Raw genomic sequence first — 20,368 nt, forward strand, 5'->3', positions numbered from 1 at the left:
GCACCTGATACTTCTTCCGTCTCCATGCCCTCGACCCTTCTGTTCTTCGCCCGCGCTCGTGACCTCGCCGGGACGGATCGCGCTCGACTGGAGGGCCCGCCTCCGGCGACGGTTGGCGAGCTGCGGCGGGTGTTGCTCGACCGCTATCCGGCCCTGGCGCCGATCGCGCCGCATCTGCTGATCGCGGTCAATCAGGCGTACGCCCAGGACCCGGATTCGATTCCCGACGGGGCGGAGATCGCGGTCTTTCCTCCGGTGAGCGGAGGCTGATCATGCTCGTCGGGATTCTCTCCGACAGCCACGGTCACGTAGAACGCACGCAGGCCGCGGTGCAGGTCCTGACCGCCGCGGGGGCGGAGGTCCTGATCCACTGCGGAGACTTGGCCGATCCCGAGATCGTCCGGGTTTGCGGCGTCCGGCCGCTGTACTACGTCCTCGGGAACCATGACTCCGATCTCGTGCCATCGCTGGAAGAAGCGGCTCGCGGCGTTGGAGGCCAGTCGCTGGGGCTGGGAGGAGTCATTGAACTGGGAGGCAAGCGGATCGGCGTCACGCACGGCCACCTGACGCGGGAGCGGAAGCAGGTCGAAGCGCTGCGGCCCGACTACCTTCTCTCGGGGCACACGCACGCGGCGATCGACCTCGTCGTCGACGGCATCCGCCGCATCAACCCCGGCGCCCTCTTTCGCGCCAGTGAGTTCACCGTGGCCACGCTCGACCTCGACGAGGACCGCGTCCAGTTCCACAGCGTCGCGCGGTAGCGCCTCTCCCATCTGTGTTCATCCGTGTTCATCTGTGGCGAAAGAATCTGATCAGCCACAGATCAACACAGATTCACACAGATGAAGGCAGCCGTGGTGCGAGTTCATTCCTCGTACCCGAGGTCGAGCCATCGTTCCCGGACGACTTTCCATTCGCCGTTCTCGAGGTGCATCTGGAATCCCCAGGTTGAGGAGTAGCCCGCGCCGCCGGGGCCGGTGAGCGTGACGGTCGCGTCGGAGCCCCGGACGAAGGCGGCGACGAGCTCCGGGTCGACCGGGCGGGAGTTGTGCCAGAGGGGCCAGTCGACGTCCTCGAACTTCGCCGGACGGTCCGACGACGAGGCCCGCTTGAGCCCGGCCGCGTCCGCTTTGTGAATGAGCAGCACATAGTTCCGCGCCGCCTGGACCGCCGGGTGCGCGAGGTCGATGCGGGTTCCGGTCGCGGCCCGGACTTCTTCATCGATCGCACCGGCGCTCCGCAGATACTCCGCTGCCTCCTTCGCATGGCCGTCGACTGCGCGGACGAGGGCCGTCGTTCCGTAGGCCCGCGACTTTGTGTTCAGGTCCGCTCCCGCCTCGACGAGAATTTTGAGGATGTCGACGCGGTTCTCCCGGGCCTGCTCCATCAGAGGGGTGGAACCATCCTCGTCGGTCGCATTGGGATCGGCCCCGTGGGCGAGCATCAGCCGGGCGACCGCCGCCGACTTGGCCTGCGAGAGAGGAGGCTTGTCTCTCGTCCCGAACGCCTTGTCCAGTTTCAGGCCCCGGTCGAGCAGCCGCTCAGCCGCCGCGATGTCGTCCGCCTTGAGGGCCTCATCGAACTGTTTCGCCCACTTCCGCTGGGCCTCGGAACTGTTCCGGTAGGCGGTCAACATCCCCCAGGCGACGAGCTGGGTAGCGACGAGAAAGAAGAGGCTGCCGAAGATGTGACTCCGCACCGAACCGCGGAGGCTTTTCTCGGCGTCTTCGGCCTTCCCGCTCACGATCTGGATCCGCTCCAGGTTCCGGGCGCTCTTCGTCACGAGTCCCTGGACCTCGGCCGAGTAGGGGCCGATCGCCACCACCTCGTGCCCGGCCGTCACGCACTTCTCCGCCAGGACCGGGACGTAGGTCTCGGGATCGGCCTCGCCGGGGGTGAGCCAGGCGCAGTCCTTGGGGGAGATCATCCGCCAGTCGTGCCGACGGGAATCGTCGGATGATGAGAGGGCCTGCATCATCCGGCCAAAGCCGCTGAGGGCCTTGAAGCCCGAGCAGTCCTCCCACGCGGTCTGCTCGACGAGCCGCTTCGCGCGTCCGCGGACCCCCGGGCCGCCATTGCGGACGTCGTCATAGGAGAGGCTCGTCAGGTCGGGGAAGCCGAAGAGGGCGATCTCGCCGTTGTCGTCCTGGACGAACGCCTGCGTCACGCCGATGCCGGCGAAGTCGACCACCTTCGAGGTCGAGGTCGATCCGCTCTTAGAGCTCTTCTGCGTCACCATCCGGTAGATTTCGTACTCGTAGAACGCGCACTCCTTTCCGGTGAGCGGGGCCAGGATCGGCTCGCCGTGGAGGGCGATCCGGCCCGCGGCGGCTTCAAGCTGGCCGTCCATCGGCGCGAGGCCGTCGAGATGCCGGCGGATCGCCGCGGCGGACTTCCGGATGGACCAGGCGTTCTGCAGCGCCCCGATGCACAGCCAGATCACGAGGGCGGCGACGAAGCTGGCCACCCACACCCAGGGGGGATCGACTGTCTGCTGGAACCACTGGTGATAGAGGGCCGTGAGCCCGCTCAGGAGGGCGAGACTGAGAAAACAACCGGGCTTCATGACCGATCCGCTGCCGAGAGAGAAACGCCGGCGTAACGTATCACGAACCCGCGCAGCCGACGATATGTCCTGCTTTCGACCGAAACCGTTCCTCTTCCAATACTCAACCTCGCTGCCCCCTCACGATCCCGACCATGTCCGAATCGTCCCTCGCCTCAACGCCCGAGCCTCCCTACTTCGCGGTGATCTTCACCTCAATCCGCGCTGCGGGGGAGGACGACGGGTACGCGCAAACCGCCGAACGGATGGTGGAGTTGGCGCGGACCATCCCGGGCTTCCTGGGGATCGAAAGTGTCCGGGACACGAGGGGCGTCGGGATCACGGTCTCCTACTGGAAGTCCGAGGAGGCGATCCGCCAGTGGCAGCAGCACGCGGAGCACCGGGAGGCGCAGCGGCTGGGGCGGGAGCGGTGGTACGAGCGATACGAGCTGCGGGTCTGCCGTGTCGAGCGGGCGTACGGACTGCGTTCCGGGACCGCGGAGTCCGCGCCGGGCTGAGTCGTTTCGTCACTCGACGAACAGGAACTCGTTCAGGTTCAGGAGGACCCGGCAGGCGTTGGCGAGGCCGTGGGTCCGGGCGTAGTCCGCCAGGAGCGACAGTTCGTCCGCCGCGGGAGCGGTGCCTGTTGTCAGCCGGAAGCCGGTCTCGAGTTGGCCCTCGAGCGTCGGGGACTGCCCTTCGAGCCGCTTCGCAAAGTGCTCCGCCATGACGAGCATCAGGTCGTTGTTGAGCAGCGCGAGGGCCTGCAGCGGGGAGAGGCTTTCGTTTCGGCGGTCGACCTGCATCGACGGGTCGGCGCAGTCGAGGGTCGTCATGAACGGCTGCGGTTGCGAGCGGACGATGAACCGGTAGACGGATCGGCGGTGCCCGGCCGGGTTTTCCGGATCGAAGAGGTGGTACTCGTAGTGCGGCGAGTGGGCCGGCTTGTCGATCACGAAGTCCTGGAAGCTCGCGCCGTAGAGGTCGGGACGGAGCTTTCCGGCGATGGCGAGGACGCTGTCCCGGACCGACTCGGCATCGAGCCGCCGCCGGTTCATCCGCCACAGGAAGCGGTTGTCGGCGTCCGCGACGGCATTGTCGGGCCGGTCGAGCGAGACCTGCCGGTACGTCCGGCTGGTGACGATCAGCCGGTGCAGGTGCTTGATCGAGCCGTCGCTCTGCCGGAACTCCCGCGCGAGCCAGTCGAGGAGGAGCGGGTGCGATGGCGGGGTGCCGTTGCGGCCGAAGTCGTTGGCGGTCTCGACGAGGCCGCGACCGAAGTGGTAGTGCCAGACGCGGTTCACGATCGACCGCCACGTCAGCCGATGGTCCGGATGGGCGATCCACTCTGCGAGCGCCACCCGCCGGGCTCCTTCGCCCGCCTCGGCCGGAAGGGCAAAGCGTCCGCCGCCGGGGAGGGCCGACAGGAACGAGATTGCTCCCGGTCCGACTTCCTCAGCCGGCGCGAGGACGCTGCCGCGGAGGAGGCGGTGGATCGGCCGGGGCTGGCCGCCGCCCGCTCCGGTTCCGCGGAAAGTCCCGGTGCCGGTGTGGATCGCGGCAACGTAGGCGGTCTGCTGCGGCGGCAGGAGGGCGATTCCGCTGGCGATCGATGCCAGGTCCCGCGTCGTCCGGTCGAGCGTCTGGCGGTCTTCGGCCGTCAGGCTGGCCGCCTTCAGCTGGTCCCGTTCCCGCTTCAGTTCTTCCAGCGGCTGACCGACATCGACCACCCCCGGGTAATAACCATCGACGAGGTTCGTCTGTCGCCACCGCGGAGCGGCCTCGATCGAATCGAGCGACGTGACCTTGGCCGTCGCGGCGATACTCCGGCCCGCGGCGTCCAGGATCTCGACTTCGCTGAGGGCAAAGATGAAATCGTTGAGCCGCGGAGCGAGACGCGTGGCGGTGATGCGGACCACACGGGCCCGGCCGGGAGCGTCGATCCGCTCCGCTCGGAGGCCCGGGTTGGGGACATCGGCACCGGTCTGGTCGAGGACCGGGCGGACCGCTTCTGTGAAGGCCGTGTCGCCGGCGACCTCAACCTTGTACCGGACCGGGAAGCCGAAGCCGTCGCCGATGTTGTTGAAATCATCATGGCAGGGATGCAGGACGATCGCGGCGATCTCCTGCTCTTCGGGGAGCTCGATCTGGACCCATTTCGGCGTCGCCTGCTCGGAGGCGATGCCGCTGTGGTAGCCGAACTGCGCCGCCAGCGGATGAGCTCCGGCCGAGTCCTTCTCCCGCGCCGCGATCAGCCGCTGCAGCTCGTTCCACCGCGGTCCGGCCCGTTCGGCGGTTCGCTCGTCGATCTGCTTTTGGACCTCCGCCAGTTCCTGCCGGCGACCTTCGAGCTCACGCCGCTGCCGGGCGACCTGCGGGTCGATGTCGTACTTCCGGTTTGTCCGGTCGAGGGCGGCGAAGACCGCCTGCAGGGCGTAGTAGTCCTCCTGCAGAATTGGGTCGAACTTGTGGTCGTGGCACTGGGCACACTGGACCGTCAGGCTGGTGAAGGTCTGGATCGTGTTCGTGATCATGTCGTCCCGGTCGAGGTGCCGGGCGATCTTGCCGTCGGTCTTCTCCTCGGGGACTTCGGCGTGGCCGATCAGGTCCCACGGCCCGGCGGCGATGAACCCCGGCCCTTCGAGCCCGTCCCGCTCCTCGGGATAGAGGACGTCCCCGGCCAGCTGCTCACGCAGGAACCGGCCGTAGGGGCGGTCCTCGTTGAAGGCCCGGATGACGTAGTCGCGGTAGGGCCAGGCGTTGGTCCGCGGCTGGTCCTTGTCGTAGCCGTGGGTCTCCCCGAAGTGGACGACGTCGAGCCAGTGCCGCGCCCACCGCTCGCCGTAGTGGGGCGAGGCGAGGAGCCGGTCGACCAGCCGCTCATAGGCGAGCGGATCGGGATCGTTCACGAACTGGTCGATTTCCTCCGGTGCAGGGGGGAGGCCGAGGAGGTCGTAGGAGAGCCGGCGGATGAGCGTCCGGCGGTCCGCTTCCGGAGACGGCGTCAGTTCCTTCTCGACGAGCGTCGCCAGGACGAACCGGTCGATCGGATTGCGGACCTCGGCGGCGAGCGGCCCTGCAACCGCGGGTGGGGTGACCGGCCTCAGGGGCTGGAACGACCACCACGTTGACGGGTCGAACCGGCGGTCGCGGAGGACTGCGTCCTTCGGCCAGGCGGCGCCCGCGGCGAGCCACGTTCGGATTGCCTCGACCTCCGCCTTTGAGAGGGGAGGGCGGTCTTTGGGCATCAGGGGCTCGGGGCCGGTGACCTGGGCGAGCAGTTCATTTGCGGCGAGGTCGGAGGTCAGGAGCGGGCTTTCCGATTCGCCGCCGCGGCGGGCGGCGGCCTCGGTCGAGAGCGACAGCTTTCCTTTGAGCTCGTTGTCGTTGTGGCAGGAGAGGCAGTGCTTCTCGAAGATCGCCCGGACGGCGTCGAACGGCTCGGCGGCGCGGACTGGCGGCGCGGCGAGACAGACGGCCAGGACGAGCAGGGCGGATCTCATTCAGCATCTCCGATGGATGCCTGATGATACTGGAAACGGTCAGCGGCGCGTCCAGCGTCTTTTGAGCATCCGGCCGTCCGGGAGGGCGAGGCTCCAGTCGAGCCGCGGCGTTGGAGTCGGCGCTCGATGCCAGGGTGGCGGGGGGAGGACGCGGACCATGGGGCGAGACGACGGGTCGGATGCGGTGCGGAACCTCCGCGGCTCAGCAGGAGCTTCGCCCTCCCGCGGGGAGCGGTGGGAGGGAATGGCTTGTCTGGTTTGCTTGAAGGGCGTCCTGGCCGGCGCGACGTTACTACGTCAAACCCATCGTTCGACGGCAGCCGGGGTCAAGGGGGCAACCCCTTGCCGCCGGAGGCACTTCTATGAGGAACCGTGGTAAGCAACGGACGTCCGCTTTGTGGAGCCGGCGCTGCGGACTGACCGCTCGCTTTGCAATCCCCGCGGGTTAGGTGAGGGGGCATACGGCACGGTGTCCGCGCTTGGACACGTGATCCTTCAGACAACTCTCGACGGCCAGGCCTCCGGCGGGCAAGGGGGTGTGACCCAACGCCGTTCGCGACTCTGTCTCGGAACTGGCGTTAACTGTGGGATTGCAAAAGACTTCGAGCCTCGTCATCGGTTGTGTTGTTCTACGACACAGGCCCGATGCACGGAGGCTCGAAGATGGCTTGGAAGCCACAGCGGCGATCGTATCGTCACGAATTCATTGAGGCGATCGCCACGGTCTTTCCCCCACAGTGGTTCAGCCGGTTCTCTTCGCACGGCAACACCGGCTGGACCCCGCTGAAGATCTTCTGGGTCTCCACCATCATGAGCTGGCAGCCCCAGGTGACCCTCCGCGAGCAGTTCGATGCCGCCTGCGACATCCTCCGCGAAGTCTTTCCCGCCTGGACCATCGGCGACTCGCTCTCCGGGTTCCTGGCCGCCCGCGTTCGTGGTCTCCCCCGGATGCGAGATCCGATCCTCCTGCGCCTGCGACAGTTCGTCGCCGAGCATCTGGACGACTGGCGAGTCCGGGGATGGGCGGTCTTCGGCGTCGATGGCTCCCGCTTCGAAGCCCCTCGCACGACGCCCAACGAACAGGCCTTGGGCTGCGCCGGCAAGGAGGGGACCACGCCGCAGGTCTTCCAGACGACACTCCTGCACATCGGAACCGGCTTGCCATGGGACTTCCGTCTGGGGCCGGGGACACAGAGCGAGCGGCGACAGCTGGACGACATGCGGGACAACCTGCCGCCCCGCTCCCTGCTGACCGCCGACGCCGGCTTCATCAGTTTTGAGCTGTGCCGCTGGCTCACCCGGAACCGGCACGACTTCGTCCTGCGGGTGGGAGGAAACATCCGGCTCCTGACCGGCCTGGACGGTCCTGACTTGGATTGGGCGGTCGAGACCGAAGGCCAGACGGTCTCGCTGTGGCCCACCCGCTGCCGCGACCAGCCGCCCGTCGTGTTGCGACTGATCGTCGTTCGCGACGATCAGAAACGACCGGTCTCGCTGGTCACGAACATCCACGACGAGAGGGCGCTGTCCGACGAGGACGCCGCCGAGATCTACCGGCTCCGCTGGGGCCTGGAGCTGCACTATCGCTCGCTCAAGCAGACGCTCTGCCATCAGACGCTGCGGAGCCGCACGCCGGAGGGCGCGCTGGCGGAGCAGACCTGGCATGTCCTGGCGAGTTGGCTACTGCAACTGCTGACGGCTCGGGAACTGATCGCCTCGGGATCGCATCCGGCGAACTGGTCTGCCGCCAAAGCTCGGGACGCCGTCCGCCGTCTGCTTCGTCGAGTCGTCCACGGCCGCCCCGTCCGCCGCATGCCGTCCTTGCGGGACCAGCTTTGTCAGGCCGTGGTGGACAGGGACGGTCGAGTCGGCCCGAAACAGATCCGCCGGTGGCCGAGACCGAAGCAGGACAGGCCGCCCGGCCCCCCGAAAATCCAACCGGCCACCCGAGAAGATCTCCAACAACTCCAACGACTTCGGACCACGTTACAAGCCCGATCATGAACAGCATTGGGTGTGACCCCCTTGCATCCCCCACCAGGGTGCCCCTGGACCCGGTTGGGGCTGTGTGCTTCGTCGTTCAACCTCCCTTTCGGGATTCGATCTCTTCGAGGACAGAGGGAAGGTCTGACACCGACTCGATCACGAAGTGGGCACCGTGCCGCCGGAAGTCCTCGCCGATCGTCGCCAGGCGGCGGTGGAGCTCCGTCTTGTCCAGCGCGGCGACCTCCTGCTCGCTGAGACCGAGCGCGTTCCCCGTCCGCGACACCGCCACCGCCCACATCCCCCCATTGCGGGCCGCCTCAATCCCGACCGGCGTGTCGTCGACTGCCACGATCCGCCGGAAGTCGATGACCCCCAGCGCCTCGGCCGCGCGGACATTCATCCACGGAGCGGGACGCCCCCGCGGGACGTCGTTCGTCGTCAGGACGACATCCGGCGCGTAACCCTGTCGCTTCGCGAGAGGCTCGACGATGTCCATCAGCTCGCGGGTGTAACCGGTCGTCGAGCCGATCCCGATCCCCTGGCCGCGGAGCGCGGCAATCGTCTCCACCACCCCCGGAATGACGTCCGCATGCTGAGCGAGGACGGACTTCTGCAGCGGCAGGAACTCCTCGTACATCGAATCAACATCCGCCGCTACCGGGGCGCGGCCGTGAACGCGGGTCCATTCAGCCGTCACCCGCGGCAGCGACAGCACCTGGTCGATGTGGTCCCGCTTCGCCCGGCCCATCGGACCGCGGGCTTCATCGACGGTGACCGCGACCTCCCGCCGGCGAAAGATCTCCAGAAACACGGCCGCCGGGCCGCGGGACCCGAAGTCGACGGTGGTCCCCGCCCAGTCGAGAAGGACGGCTTGAATGCGAGACGACGACATGGAGTTCCTGGGAGGGGGAATACCGGTAGACGGGGGCAAAGTCCCGTCAGGGACGAAAGGGAATAGCCCCCCGTTTCAACGGGGGGATTACTTCATCGTGGCGTTCGAACTCGGTTCGAACGCTTGTCGGAGACATGATCTCGCGAATGGCTGGTAAACGGCTCTCGCAGTTCTCCCCAAACCGGCCGGGATCAACGGATGGACTGAAGCAAAGCGGAGAGCTGGTCCGCGGTGAGGCGGCGGGGGTTGTTGCCCAGCCGTTCGCTGTTGACCTTCCCGACGATCGACGCGATCTGCTCCGGCTCGGTGATCCCGACGGCGCCGAGCCGCGTCTCACCGCCGACCGCTTTCACGAACGACTCGATCGCCTCCCGACCCTCTTCGGGAGTCCGGCAGCCGAGCAGGTCGAGGATCCGGCCGATCCGCTGCCGGACGTGCTGCGGTCCGCGGGGGTCGTTCGAGTCGTCCGCCGTGATGCCGGCGTTATGGACCAGCATCGGGCCGAGCGTCAGCGCCACCGCCTGACCGTGCGGCACGCCGTGGTCCGAAGTGAGGGCGTAGGAGATCGCGTGCGGGGCGGTCGTCCGGGTCCGGTTGATCGCCCGCCCCGCCAGGTGCGACGCGCGGAGCATCGCAGCCCGCGCGGCCGGGGTCGGGGCGTGGACCGCCGCTTTGAGGTGGTTCAGTGCCAGCTGCGCCGCTTCGGACGCGTCCTGCAGCGAGGCGTCGGTGCAGCGGACGCTCCACATCGATTCGACCGCCTGCGAGAAGGCGTCGAGACCGCACTGCATCGTGATGCTCGCGGGAAGCCGGGCGGTGAGGCTCGCATCCAGGACGCAACAGGCCGGCAGGAGGCTCGGATGGTCGACCGAATGTTTGACGCCGTCGACGTAGAGGACGGCGAACTGAGTCGCCTCGCTCCCGCTGCCGGAGGTGGTCGGTGCAACGATCAACGGGCAGGCGGGACGCAGCGACGCGGCTGACTGGTTGCGAACCGCCGCCGCGGGGCCGGAGGGCTGGTCCGAGAGGACGACGATCAGCTTCGCGATGTCGATCGCCGTTCCGCCGCCGACCGCCAGGACCACGTCGGCCCCGGATCGCCGGAACTGCTCGATCCCCCGCTCGACGTCCCGCAGCTTGGGATTCGGCTCGAACCCCGTGAACAGCGTCGTGGAGTACCGGGCAGTGACGGGCGCGAGCTTGGCCCGCGCTCCGGAGAACTCGTAGGCGGTCTCGTCCGCCACCAGGAACAGCGAACGGGCTTCCAGCCGCCGCAGCAGGTCATCGACGTCCGCGAGGTCCGTCAGGCAGCGATCGTCCGTCATGGCCGCCGCTGCCGTTGTCTCGACCGATGCCTCCGGCGGACGGACAAGAGTCCGTCCCGGCTGGGAGACGGGGAATGTCAGCGGGGAGTAGACCCCGGAACTCTCGGCGGTCGTCGAAGGGTCATCCATTCGAGGCTCGATTCTCCACTTCACGTGGCCCCGGTCGGCCCCTCGCGGTGCGGAGGGGGACGCCGAAGTACCACTGCTCTTAATGTGACTGATAGTCAATCACTTTGCATTCGTGTCACCGAAGAAGTTCGTGTTAAGTTCGCTCCAAATTCGACTGTGGTGCTGTTTTTTGTTGAATTTCTGTGGCTTCTTCCAAGAATCGGCGGCCCGGCCTCTTTTTTACCTGTTGTGACTGTAAGTCACATTCGAGAGGGTTTTGCCCAGATGACGCAAGTCGATGTCTCCTTCGAGCCGCACGGTGCGACCGCGCGCGAGCCCCTTGAGCGGGGAGGAGGGGAGCTGGCGCCGCGGGAGGACGTGGGGGCAGGGGAGAGAGCGGGGGCAGGGGCGGGGGCGGTCGATTCCGTTCCCGTCGCCGACGAGGCCTCCGAGGCGCGGCGCTTCCGCCGGGCGCAGTGGCGGATCCTCCTCGCCACGATGTTCTGCTACCTCTTCTACTATACCGGGCGGCAGTCCTTCGGCTTCGCCATCCCGGGGCTGGAGCAGGAACTCGGGATCGGCAAGACCTGGCTCGGCTGGATCAGCACGTCGATGCTCTGGTCGTATGCCCTGGGGCAGGCGGTCAACGGCCAGCTCGGGGACCGTTTTGGCGGACGGGCCATGATGAGCCTGGGGGCGTGGCTGTCGTGCGGGCTGAACTGGCTGGTCAGCTTCGGCCAGGGGCCATGGTCGATCGCCGTTCCCTGGAGCGCCAACGGCTTCGCGCAGTCGATGGGCTGGGCCCCCGGTAGCCGGGTCCTGGCGAACTGGTGGAGCGCCGAAGAGCGGGGCCGGGTGTATGGGGCGTACGTCTTCGCCGCCGGCTCCGCGTCCGTGCTGACGTATGTGACCTCGACCCTGATCCTCACCTGGGACCTCAACTGGCGGTGGATCTTCCGGCTGCCGGTCCTGTTCCTGCTCCTTGGCGGGACGGTCTACTACTTTCTCGTCCGGAGCACCCCGGAGGAGCTCGGCTTCCCGTCGCCGCACGAGGACGATTCGGCCGGCGAAGACGCGGCCGGCCGCGATGCCGCCGGAGCGGCCGATCAGGAGCTGTCTGAACCGCCAGCGAAGCGGGGCGGATTGCGGGAGGTCGTGGGGCGGACCCTCGAGGTCCTGGCGAACCCGAGGTTCTGCATCGCCAGCGTGGCGATCGGGTTTCAGAGCATGGCCCGGTACGGCCTCCTGATCTGGGTCCCGGTCCATTTCCTGGGGACGAACTGGAAGTCGAATCCGTCGGGGGCGTGGATCAGCGTCGCTCTCCCGATCGGCATGGCGCTCGGGGCCCTGGCCAGCGGCTGGATGTCGGACCGGCTGTTCCATTCGAACCGCTCGCGGCCGATCGTCCTGTTCATGGGGCTGGCGGCCCTCTGTTCCGTGGCGATGTATTACCAGGCCCCCGGCTCGTTCCTGAGCATTCCCCTGCTGTTCCTCTGCGGCTTCTTTGCCTACGGGCCGCAGTCCGCGTTCTGGGCCCTGTGTCCCGACCTGCTGGGGACCCGGCGGGCCGGGACCGGCACGGGGGTCATGAACACGTTCGCCTACGGCTTTGCGGGGGTGGGGGAGCCGCTGATCGGCTGGCTCATCGAGTCCCGCGGGAATCAGACCGGTCTGGTGTTCGCGAGCGTGGCCGCCGCCTGCGTGGCGAGCGCGGTCTGCGCCCTGTTCATCCGCCGCTGACGGTTTGCGGGAGGCCCCTGGACGCTGCCGGAGCTCGTGAACCCTCCTCAGGGCGAGCCGCCTTGTGAGTGTTCCAGGGGCCTCCTAGAGTTTCTGCCGGGAGAGGCCGCCGTTCCGCTCAAGGGAGCGGGCGTGGCCGCCTCCTCTGGTCCCGAGTGGGCGCGGGATCGGACTTCGGGCAGTGGGATACGGTCTTCAACTATGAACCTTGTGGAACTCGCGCAGCGGATTCGCCAGCTCCGGCTCGACCGCCGGATGACGCTGGAGCAGGTCGCCTCCAAGACCGGCCTGACGCGGAGCTGGCTGTCGAAGGTCGAGAACTTTCGAGTCACGCCGTCGCTCTCGGCGCTGGGTGAGATCGCGGTGGCGTTGGGGGTGCCGGTCTCGCAGCTGGTTGAAGGGCTGGACGCCAAGCCGCAGATGGTGGTGATCCGGAAGAACGAGCGGCTTCTGGTGGAGCGGGACGGCGACCGGTCGAACATCCTTTACGAGTCGTTGGCGCACAAGCGGGCCAGCCGGGCGATGGACCCATTCCTGCTGACGGTTCAGGCGGGGGATACGAGTCGCGAGCCGCTGTCGCACGAAGGGGAAGAGTTCCTGATGGCGATTTCCGGCCGGGTCGACCTGAAGTTCGGAGACGAGACTTACGCCCTGGAGCAGGGGGATTGCCTGTACTTCGACGGCGGGACGAAGCACTGCCTTGTGAACCCTTACGGTGCGGCGGCGCAGGTGTTGTGCGTCTTCTACGCCCGCCAGTTCAACGGCGACTAGAAGCGTCCCGGCCGGCACGGCGCGATAGCTCAAACCCAATGTGCCACGGCCGCTGGGGTCAAGGGGGTCTCACCCCCTTGCCGCCGGAGGCCTCTTCCACGAGGAACCGTGGTAAGCAACGGGCGACCCCTTTGTGGAACCCGCGTTGAGGACTCACCGCCCGCTCTGGACTCCTTGCGGGTTGGTGAGGGGGCATCCGGCACGCTGTCCGCGTCTGGACACGCTCTCCTTCAGACATCTCTCGACGGCCAGGCCTCCGGCGGGCAAAGGGGCGTTGCCCCTCTGCACTCCCCACCAGGGGGCCCCTGGACCCGGTTCTTGGCCCGTGCATTTGGGGACGCTGGCTATGTCTTCGCCAGCTGAATCGCCCGCTGGTACGCCTGCACAAACTCCGTCGCGCCCCGCTTCCACGACCAGTCCCGGCGCATCCCGTTCTCGACCAGCTTCTTCCAGCCCATCCGGTCGTGCAGGTAACACCCCACGCAACGCCACACCGCACTGATGAACTGCTCCGGCGTGTACGTCGAGAACTTGAAGCCCGTCGCCGTCCCGTTCATAAGCGTCTCCGGTGTCGTGTCGACCACCGAATCGGCCAGCCCCCCAACGCTCATCACCACCGGCGGCGTGCCGTACAGCGAACTGTACTGCTGGTTCAGCCCGCACGGCTCGAACCGGCTCGGCATCAGGTACGCATCCGCCCCCGCCTCGATCCGGTGAGCCAGCCCTTCGTCGAAGCCGATCCGGACCGCCACCTTCTGCGGGAAACGATGGGCCAGCTCCGTGATCGCGTTCTCGGTCCGGATATCGCCCGTCCCCAGGAACACCATCTGGATGTCCGCCTTGAGCAGGTCCTCCGCCTTGGCCAGGATCAGGTCCAGCCCCTTCTGGTCCGTGAGACGGGAGATCATTCCAAAGAGGAGCGGCTCCGCCCGCTGCGGCAGCCCCATCTCCTGCTGGAGCTCCCGCTTGTTGGTCGCTTTCCCCTCCTGGAAGCTGTCCGCCGTGTACTTGGTGTTGAGGTACTTGTCGGTCGCCGGGTTCCACTCCTCGGTGTCGACGCCGTTCAGGATCCCGATCAGCCGCGGACCGCGAAGGGCCAGCGCGGTGTCGAGGCCGTAGCCATACTCAGGACGGCAGATCTCGCGGGCGTACGTGGGGCTGACGGTCGTCGTGACGTCCGAGAAGACGATCCCGGTCTTCATCAGGTTGAGGTCGCCGTAGTACTCCATCTGCTGATAGGTAAAGTACTCCCAGCTCATGCCGGTGAGCCGCATGTCCCACCAGGGGAACTTCCCCTGGAACGCCATGTTGTGGATCGTGAAGACTGCCCCGGTCGTCTCACATCCCGCCTGCCGCCGCCACTCCGTCTTGACGAGCGCCGGGACAATCCCCGTCTGCCAGTCGTTCGAATGAAAGACGTCCGGCTGGAGGTTCAGGAAGCGGGCCGCGTCGAGGACGGCGCGGCTGAAGAAGACGTACCGCTCGCAGTTGTCGTGGTAGTCGTGCCCCTTCTCCGTGTAGAGGGCGGCCCGGTCGAAGTAGTCCGGCTTGTCGACCAGGACGACGCGCACGGAGCTGCCCGGCATGTTGCCGCGGAGCAGGTGCGCCTCCGCCTGCTTCTCGCCGATCTTGACGTTGATCGCCCCGAGCGGCTCGCCAACGAGATGCGGTGGGGTCAGCCGCCGATAATGCGGCAGGATGAGGGTGACATCGTGACCGTCCTGATGCAGCGCTTTGGCCAATCCGCTCGCCACGTCCGCGAGGCCTCCCGTTTTGGAAAACGGGATGGCCTCTGAACTCGCGATGACGATCTTCATGAACGCAAACCCTTGAGCCGCAAGTGGTCGGGAGACGTCGCAAGTGGCCTGCTGGTCTTCCGTTTCGCGTCTTTGCGAAATCCCCACAGAGGCTATCGCAACCCCCGACCCGTTGCCACCGTGCGTTTTTGCGGCCCGGGGCCATGATTCCCCTTCGCATCGTGTTGCCGGAACGAAGCATTCGATGCGATTTCGCAGCAGTTGTCCGTTCGCAACGTCTTGAAATTGCATCGTTTCCGACGATCCCTCCGGGTTGCTCCGAATTGCGGGAGATCGCGTTTGACGCCCTCCGGAACGTGACCTACGGTCGCATGCGGCTTCCTTCTGCTGCGGCTTCGCGGCAACCGATGTTGATGACCCGGTGCGGCGGTCTGCGCCGGGGCAGAAGACCGCGGGTGGAGCGGTCATTCGCTCCCCCTCCTGTTTCCTTCCCCGTTCCCCCGACGGGGAGATCCCCGGTCCTGGTTTCCCGCCGATCCCTCCTGAACTGGCTAGGTTCGCGAGGAGGTCACGGTGGCGGAAACGTGTCTCGAAGGGACATGCGCATGTCTGTCCGATGGATGGCTCTGGTCGTGCTGTTTCTGGGTCTGGGGGGATCGCAGCTCGACGCCGTGTTCTCGACGGTGGTCCGCGTGGAAGAGGACTGGGAAGTCCAGGTCGCCAGCCCGGACGCGCTCCTGGACCTCCCGCAGATCGTCACGGTCTTCGGCCCGGACAATCCCGAAACGGGAGTCCACGCCCTGTTCGAGCTGAACCACGGGACGCTGCCGACTTTCGGCGAAGGGGGGATGCAGCTTCAGTACTGGGACGGCGAGTCCCTTCGCGGCTACAAGCGGCAGAAGGCCCCGACCGAGTTCTCGACCGCGGGGGAAGTGGTCAAGTTCACCACCGTCACCGAGATCGACAAGGGGGACCTGGTGCTCTCCGTGACGCAGGGGACTTCGACGACCTTCGGAACCTTCGGAGACGAGTCGTCGCTCCGGATCCGGGTGAATTCGTCGCTCTGGAATCTCAATTACATGGACCTGGAGAGCTCGATCCGCCACTCCCGCGTCACCTACGGCGCGAACCACGTCTCCCGCTTCCGGCGGAACACCGTCCGGATGTACGACTCCGGCGGAGACCTCGTGGCGACGGACAGCACCGTCCGCGACGTCCGCTGATCCGCGGTTCGCGCGGGCCGTTCTCCGGCCCCGCCCGCGGGTCGCTCGCTGCCCGCTCCCGGTCCGCCGCCTTTCGCCTCCCGTCCGCCCAAGGCATTCGCCATGCACCTCCATCGTCGAGTCCCCGCTTCCGTCCGGAACCGCCGGGGAAGCGTCCTGGTTCTCTCCGCGCTGGTCCTGTTCGTGGCCCTGGCCTTCACCGCCCTGGTGGTGGACCTGAGCTACATCTCGCTCACCCGGACCGAGCTTCAGAACGCCGCCGACGCCGCCTCGATGGGGGGCGCGCTCGAGCTGGGACTGGCGACGAGCCCGTCCGCCGCCAGCAGCGCCCTGGCCAAGCAGGCCGCCTTCCAGGCTGCGGTCGACGTGGCGGCCGCCAACCGCGGCGGGGGACGGTCCTCGATCTATGTCGACCCCACGAAGGACATCCGGGTCGGGCAGTACCGCTATGACCTCGCCACAGGGACGTACAAGACGGAATGGAACGTCGCCCCCTACAACCTGGTCGAGGTCGTGGCCCGGCGGGACACCGCGGGAAGCACCTCGGGTGACGGTCCGCTCGACCTGTTCTTCGCCCCCGTGCTGGGGCGCGACACCACGACCACGCGCGTCGCCTCGCGGGCCGCGCTGCAGCCGGGGGCCGGCTTCTACCTGGAGCCGGGGAGCGCCGGGAGCATCGGGATCCTGCCGATCGCGCTCGACAATCCGACCTGGGCCGCCCTCATCAACGGCACCGGCCTGGACCAGTACACCGTGAACGCCAACGGGACCGTGAGCTTGGGGCCGGACGGCGTCCGCGAGGTAAACCTGTATCCGAACGGGACCGCCGATCTCCCTCCCGGCAACCGGGGGACGGTCGACATCGGCAGCCCGAACAACAGCACCGCGGACCTTGTGCGGCAGATCCGGTACGGCCTCAACGACTTCGACATGTCGTTCTTCCCGAATCGGGAGATTCGCTTCGACAAGGGGCCGATCACGCTCAACGGGGACACCGGCCTCAGCGCCGGGATCAAGGACGACCTGGAGGCGATCAAGGGGCAGCCCCGCGCCATCCCGATCTTCACCGCGGTCAGCGGGCCGGGGAACAACGCCAACTACACGATCAGCAAGTTCGTGGGGGTCCGGATCGTCTTCGTCAACCTCACGGGAAAACCGACGTCCAAGGCGGTGATCGTGCAGCCGACTCCTTACAGCGCGCCCCAGGTCATCGTGGCGCCGAACAAGGTCATCACCACGGACACCATCTGGGGGCCGCCGGGAATCGTGCAGTGACGCCCGCTTGAGGCGCCTCCGCCCTCCCTTCTCTGAGTTCCCGTCCCCGGTCTCGCGTCTCGTCCGTTCACCTCCGGTTCCACCATGCGTTCCGCACGTTGCTCACGCGGTTCCCAATCGGCCTTCCTGCAGCGCTTCGCGCCCCGCCGGTGGTTCGGCCCTGTCATCTCCCACGGCGAGCCGCGCCGCGGGGCGGCCCTGGTCGAGACGGCCCTGGTCCTGCCGATCTTCATGATGATCATGGTCGGGATCGTGGAGTTCGGCCGGGCCTTCATGGTGGCCAACATGCTGGCGGAGTCGGCGCGCCACGGCGCGCGGATCGCGATCGTCCCTGGGGCGACGAACACCTCCGTCGAGAGCGAGGTCAAGACGCGGGTCAGCGAGCTGGCGCATGTCCGCGCGGCCGACGTGACGGTCGCGATCACGATCGCGCCGGACCCGCGGAACTCGAATCCGAATGGTGTCCTCAGCGTGTCGCAGAAGCGCGACCTGGTGACGGTGGCGATCCAGGTGCCGTTCAGCAAGGTGAACCTGGTGCCGATCGAATGGCTGAGCGGCGTGAATCTGAGCGCGCGGTGCTCAATGCGTCACGAGTAGGGCGGGCCGGCCCGGCGCTGACGTGGGCGGCTGAGCTGCGACGGGCGTGAGGGCGTTCTCGACGCGGGCGTGCGATTGGAGAACGGCGGATTACCCCGGTTCGGTGCGGCTGGCCTCGCCTCCGCAGGAAAGGGCCTCCGGCGGCCACACAGTCCGTCATGCTTTGCGACGGGATCTGGACACCGATGGACGTCGAACGACGGGCTTGAACACCCGGTGGCCTTGGAAGGACGGGCTTGAGCAAACGAGCCGTGCCGGCAGAGGAGCACGGTTCAGGCGGATGGGGCAGCCGGGCGTCGAGAGCCGAGGGCTCGATCAGACCGTGGTCCGGGCGACCTTCGGACGATTCGTCGAGGCCGGGTTTGCGGCGTCGGTCGAGTCTCCCTGGCGCTGGGCATAGAACTCCAGGAACTCGTTCATCGTCAGCTCGAAGCTCCGGAGCAGGTCCCCTCGGCGCAGGCGGATCGGAGCGGGCGTTGCCCCTCCCATAAGGGCCTTGAGCGTCGCCTGGAACCGGTACAGCGGGCCGGCGATGCGGTGGCTTTGCCGCAGCGTCTCCCACACGATCGCCGGGAGGAGCAGGGCCGCCGCCACGAGCAGGGCCTGCGAGTCGCGGAGGGCCGACACGTACTGGTCCGAGAACGACGGAACCTCCATGCCGGAAAGCCCCTGGAGCCGGTGCTGGACGTAGCGGACCAGGAACACCGCATGCCACAGGGCCGCGTGATAGACCCCCCAGTACGCGACGACACGGAGGATCAGCCGGCCCTGGAGGTGGCGGTCGACCAGTAGCTTGCGTCGCAGTTCAGACCAGCGCGGCACGGGACACCTCAGACTCTGTCCGGACCTGCGGCGCCAGATCGGATCGGGCGCGCGGGGCGCCGCGACAACAGAAATGCGCGACGTCCCCCGTCCCGGACAGCCACATCGGACGGGACCATTCCAACCCTAGCACGCGGAGGAACGGGAGCGGCCCAAACAAGGGGATTTCGCCAAAGAGTTTTCGCTCCGGAACCGGCTCCCGGCCTCCGCCGAAGGTGTCGAGAGACGGCGAAACGCGGGCCGGATCGCCGAACCCCGGCGGGGGAGGCCCCGCGGCGGCCGATCGGTTTGCCGGTTTCGGGACGCTCTCCTATTCTTCCTGTCCCTTGGTTTTCGCGGCGGCGACGTCGGTGGAGACCTCCGTCCCTTTCAGGAGAGTGTTGTGGCTGGCCAGCAGGAGCATGTCGTCATTATCGGATCGGGTCCGGCCGGCTGGACCGCCGCCATCTACGCAGCCCGCGCCAACCTCAAGCCGCTGGTCTTCGAAGGGGCGATCTCGATGGAAAACCAGGCCAAGGGGACGCTTCCCCTCGGCCAGCTCAACCTGACGACGGAAGTCGAGAACTTCCCCGGCTGGCCCGCCGGCAACCTCTCGAGCTACCTCGACGACGCGATTGACGAAGAGAAGCGTCGTTACATGCCTCCGCACCGCGGCCACGGCGTCAGCGGTCCCGAGCTGATGGAGCTGATGCGGCAGCAGGCCAAGAACTTCGGCACGCGGATCGTCACCGACGACGTCGTCGACATCGATCTCTCGAAGCATCCTTTCAAGATCAAGACGCTGGAGGGGATGGAAGTGACCGCGCTGTCGGTCATTATCGCCACCGGGGCCCGGGCGAACTACCTGGGGCTGCCGTCGGAAGACAAGTTCAAGAACCAGGGTGTCTCGGCCTGCGCCGTGTGCGACGGGGCGCTTCCCCGCTTCCGCGAGCGGCCGCTGATCGTGGTCGGCGGCGGCGATAGCGCGATGGAAGAAGCGAACTATCTCACCAAGTTCGCCTCGAAGGTCTACATCATTCACCGCCGCGGCGAGTTCCGGGCGAGCAAGATCATGGCGGACCGGGCCCTGGCCAACCCGAAGATCGAAGTGAAGTGGAACTCGGTCGTCGACGAAGTCCTCGGCGACGAGGAGAACGGCGTCACGGGCGTGCGGATCAGCCACATCGACGACAAGACGAAGACCGAGACGATCGACGCGACCGGTTACTTCGCGGCGATCGGCCACACGCCGAACACCGACTTCCTGAAGGGGCAGCTCAAGCTGACCTCGAAGGGCTACGTCGTCTGGACGACGCCGCAGCGGACGTACACGAGCGTCGAAGGGGTCTTCGCGGCGGGGGACGTGGCGGACGATTACTACCGCCAGGCGATAACCGCCGCCGGCACCGGCTGCCAGGCGGCTCTCGATGCCGAACGCTGGCTGGGGGCGAAGGGCCTCGATTGAGATCAAACCGCGTCCTCGCCGGCGCGGCTCGATAGCTCAAACCCAACGTGCGACGGCCACTGGGGTCAAGGGGGTCTCACCCCCTTGCCGCCGGAGGCACTTCCATGAGGAACCGTTGTAGACAACGGGCATCCCCTTTGTGGGAGCGGCGTTGAAGATTCTTCGCTCGCTCTGTAATCCCCGCGGGTTGGTGAAGGGGGCATACGGCATGGTGTCCGCGCTTGGACACGCCCTCCTTCAGACATCTCTCGACGGTCAGGCCTCCGGCGGGCAAAGGGGCGTTGCCCCTCTGCACTCCCCACCAGGGTGCCCCTGGACCCGGTGAGGCGGTGCTCCTCTGTCGTCTGGCAACGACGGATGGTAAGATCCAGCCACGAATC

16 protein-coding genes are annotated in these 20,368 nt (G+C 67.1%); 10 read left to right on the top strand and 6 right to left on the bottom strand.

What is annotated here, in order from left to right:
* Nucleotides 1–24 precede the first annotated feature (24 nt).
* Both moaD and VT03_RS23645 read left to right on the top strand, forming a co-directional pair.
* Nucleotides 25–270 carry a molybdopterin converting factor subunit 1 gene (gene moaD / locus VT03_RS23640; RefSeq protein WP_075095285.1) on the top strand — a complete coding sequence of 82 codons (246 nt, stop codon included), beginning with the start codon at nucleotides 25–27 and terminating at the stop codon, nucleotides 268–270.
* Between the two features lie 2 nt (nucleotides 271–272).
* Complete coding sequence (locus VT03_RS23645) at nucleotides 273–761, top strand: metallophosphoesterase family protein (protein WP_075095286.1); 489 nt, start codon at nucleotides 273–275, stop codon at nucleotides 759–761.
* 104 nt (nucleotides 762–865) lie between these two features.
* Here the strand turns inward: VT03_RS23645 and VT03_RS23650 are convergent, their stop codons facing one another.
* A complete protein-coding gene (locus VT03_RS23650; protein WP_075095287.1) occupies nucleotides 866–2,566 on the bottom strand; it encodes an ankyrin repeat domain-containing protein in 1,701 nt (566 codons plus the stop codon).
* A 134-nt stretch (nucleotides 2,567–2,700) separates the two neighbouring features.
* Here VT03_RS23650 and VT03_RS23655 point away from each other — a divergent pair, with 134 nt between their 5' ends.
* On the top strand, nucleotides 2,701–3,063 hold the full coding sequence (locus VT03_RS23655; protein WP_075095288.1) for an antibiotic biosynthesis monooxygenase family protein: 363 nt from the start codon (nucleotides 2,701–2,703) through the stop codon (nucleotides 3,061–3,063).
* 9 nt (nucleotides 3,064–3,072) lie between these two features.
* Here VT03_RS23655 and VT03_RS23660 read toward each other — a convergent pair whose 3' ends face one another.
* Nucleotides 3,073–6,048 carry a DUF1553 domain-containing protein gene (locus VT03_RS23660; protein WP_075095289.1) on the bottom strand — a complete coding sequence of 992 codons (2,976 nt, stop codon included), beginning with the start codon at nucleotides 6,046–6,048 and terminating at the stop codon, nucleotides 3,073–3,075.
* 663 nt (nucleotides 6,049–6,711) lie between these two features.
* Here VT03_RS23660 and VT03_RS23665 point away from each other — a divergent pair.
* Complete coding sequence (locus VT03_RS23665; RefSeq protein ID WP_255378414.1) at nucleotides 6,712–8,052, top strand: IS4 family transposase; 1,341 nt, start codon at nucleotides 6,712–6,714, stop codon at nucleotides 8,050–8,052.
* A 76-nt stretch (nucleotides 8,053–8,128) separates the two neighbouring features.
* Here VT03_RS23665 and phnX read toward each other — a convergent pair whose 3' ends face one another.
* Together phnX and VT03_RS23675 are read right to left on the bottom strand one after the other, a co-directional pair.
* The gene (gene phnX / locus VT03_RS23670) at nucleotides 8,129–8,926 is read right to left on the bottom strand and encodes a phosphonoacetaldehyde hydrolase (protein WP_075095290.1); all 798 of its coding nucleotides are present in this window, start codon (nucleotides 8,924–8,926) and stop codon (nucleotides 8,129–8,131) included.
* 191 nt (nucleotides 8,927–9,117) lie between these two features.
* Nucleotides 9,118–10,380 (bottom strand): phosphonoacetaldehyde reductase, encoded by a 1,263-nt coding sequence (locus tag VT03_RS23675; protein ID WP_082846467.1) that lies wholly within the window; start codon nucleotides 10,378–10,380, stop codon nucleotides 9,118–9,120.
* 264 nt (nucleotides 10,381–10,644) lie between these two features.
* Between VT03_RS23675 and VT03_RS23680 the strand changes: the two genes are divergently transcribed.
* Together VT03_RS23680 and VT03_RS23685 are read left to right on the top strand one after the other, a co-directional pair.
* Nucleotides 10,645–12,099 carry an MFS transporter gene (locus VT03_RS23680; protein ID WP_082846468.1) on the top strand — a complete coding sequence of 485 codons (1,455 nt, stop codon included), beginning with the start codon at nucleotides 10,645–10,647 and terminating at the stop codon, nucleotides 12,097–12,099.
* A gap of 201 nt (nucleotides 12,100–12,300) precedes the next feature.
* A complete protein-coding gene (locus VT03_RS23685) occupies nucleotides 12,301–12,870 on the top strand; it encodes a helix-turn-helix domain-containing protein (RefSeq protein WP_075095291.1) in 570 nt (189 codons plus the stop codon).
* A 344-nt stretch (nucleotides 12,871–13,214) separates the two neighbouring features.
* On the opposite strand, the gene glgA is transcribed toward VT03_RS23685, so the two are convergent.
* Nucleotides 13,215–14,687: a glycogen synthase GlgA gene (glgA, locus tag VT03_RS23690; protein WP_075095292.1), complete on the bottom strand. Its 1,473-nt coding sequence runs from the start codon at nucleotides 14,685–14,687 to the stop codon at nucleotides 13,215–13,217.
* A gap of 545 nt (nucleotides 14,688–15,232) precedes the next feature.
* On the opposite strand from glgA, the gene VT03_RS23695 reads away from it, so the two are divergent.
* From VT03_RS23695 to VT03_RS23705, 3 genes are all read left to right on the top strand, one after another.
* Entirely contained in the window at nucleotides 15,233–15,850 is a 618-nt protein-coding gene (locus tag VT03_RS23695; RefSeq protein ID WP_075095293.1) for a hypothetical protein, read from the top strand.
* A 102-nt stretch (nucleotides 15,851–15,952) separates the two neighbouring features.
* The gene (locus tag VT03_RS23700) at nucleotides 15,953–17,125 is read left to right on the top strand and encodes a Tad domain-containing protein (protein ID WP_075095294.1); all 1,173 of its coding nucleotides are present in this window, start codon (nucleotides 15,953–15,955) and stop codon (nucleotides 17,123–17,125) included.
* A gap of 84 nt (nucleotides 17,126–17,209) precedes the next feature.
* Nucleotides 17,210–17,722: a TadE/TadG family type IV pilus assembly protein gene (locus VT03_RS23705; RefSeq protein WP_075095295.1), complete on the top strand. Its 513-nt coding sequence runs from the start codon at nucleotides 17,210–17,212 to the stop codon at nucleotides 17,720–17,722.
* 315 nt (nucleotides 17,723–18,037) lie between these two features.
* Here VT03_RS23705 and VT03_RS23710 read toward each other — a convergent pair whose 3' ends face one another.
* The gene (locus VT03_RS23710; RefSeq protein WP_075095296.1) at nucleotides 18,038–18,544 is read right to left on the bottom strand and encodes a hypothetical protein; all 507 of its coding nucleotides are present in this window, start codon (nucleotides 18,542–18,544) and stop codon (nucleotides 18,038–18,040) included.
* A 382-nt stretch (nucleotides 18,545–18,926) separates the two neighbouring features.
* On the opposite strand from VT03_RS23710, the gene VT03_RS23715 reads away from it, so the two are divergent.
* Nucleotides 18,927–19,988, top strand: coding sequence for an NAD(P)/FAD-dependent oxidoreductase (locus tag VT03_RS23715; protein WP_075095297.1), 1,062 nt, complete (start codon nucleotides 18,927–18,929; stop codon nucleotides 19,986–19,988).
* Nucleotides 19,989–20,368: the final 380 nt, after the last annotated feature.

Origin of the sequence: Planctomyces sp. SH-PL14, assembly GCF_001610835.1 — a bacterium.
GTDB lineage: Bacteria > Planctomycetota > Planctomycetia > Planctomycetales > Planctomycetaceae > Planctomyces_A.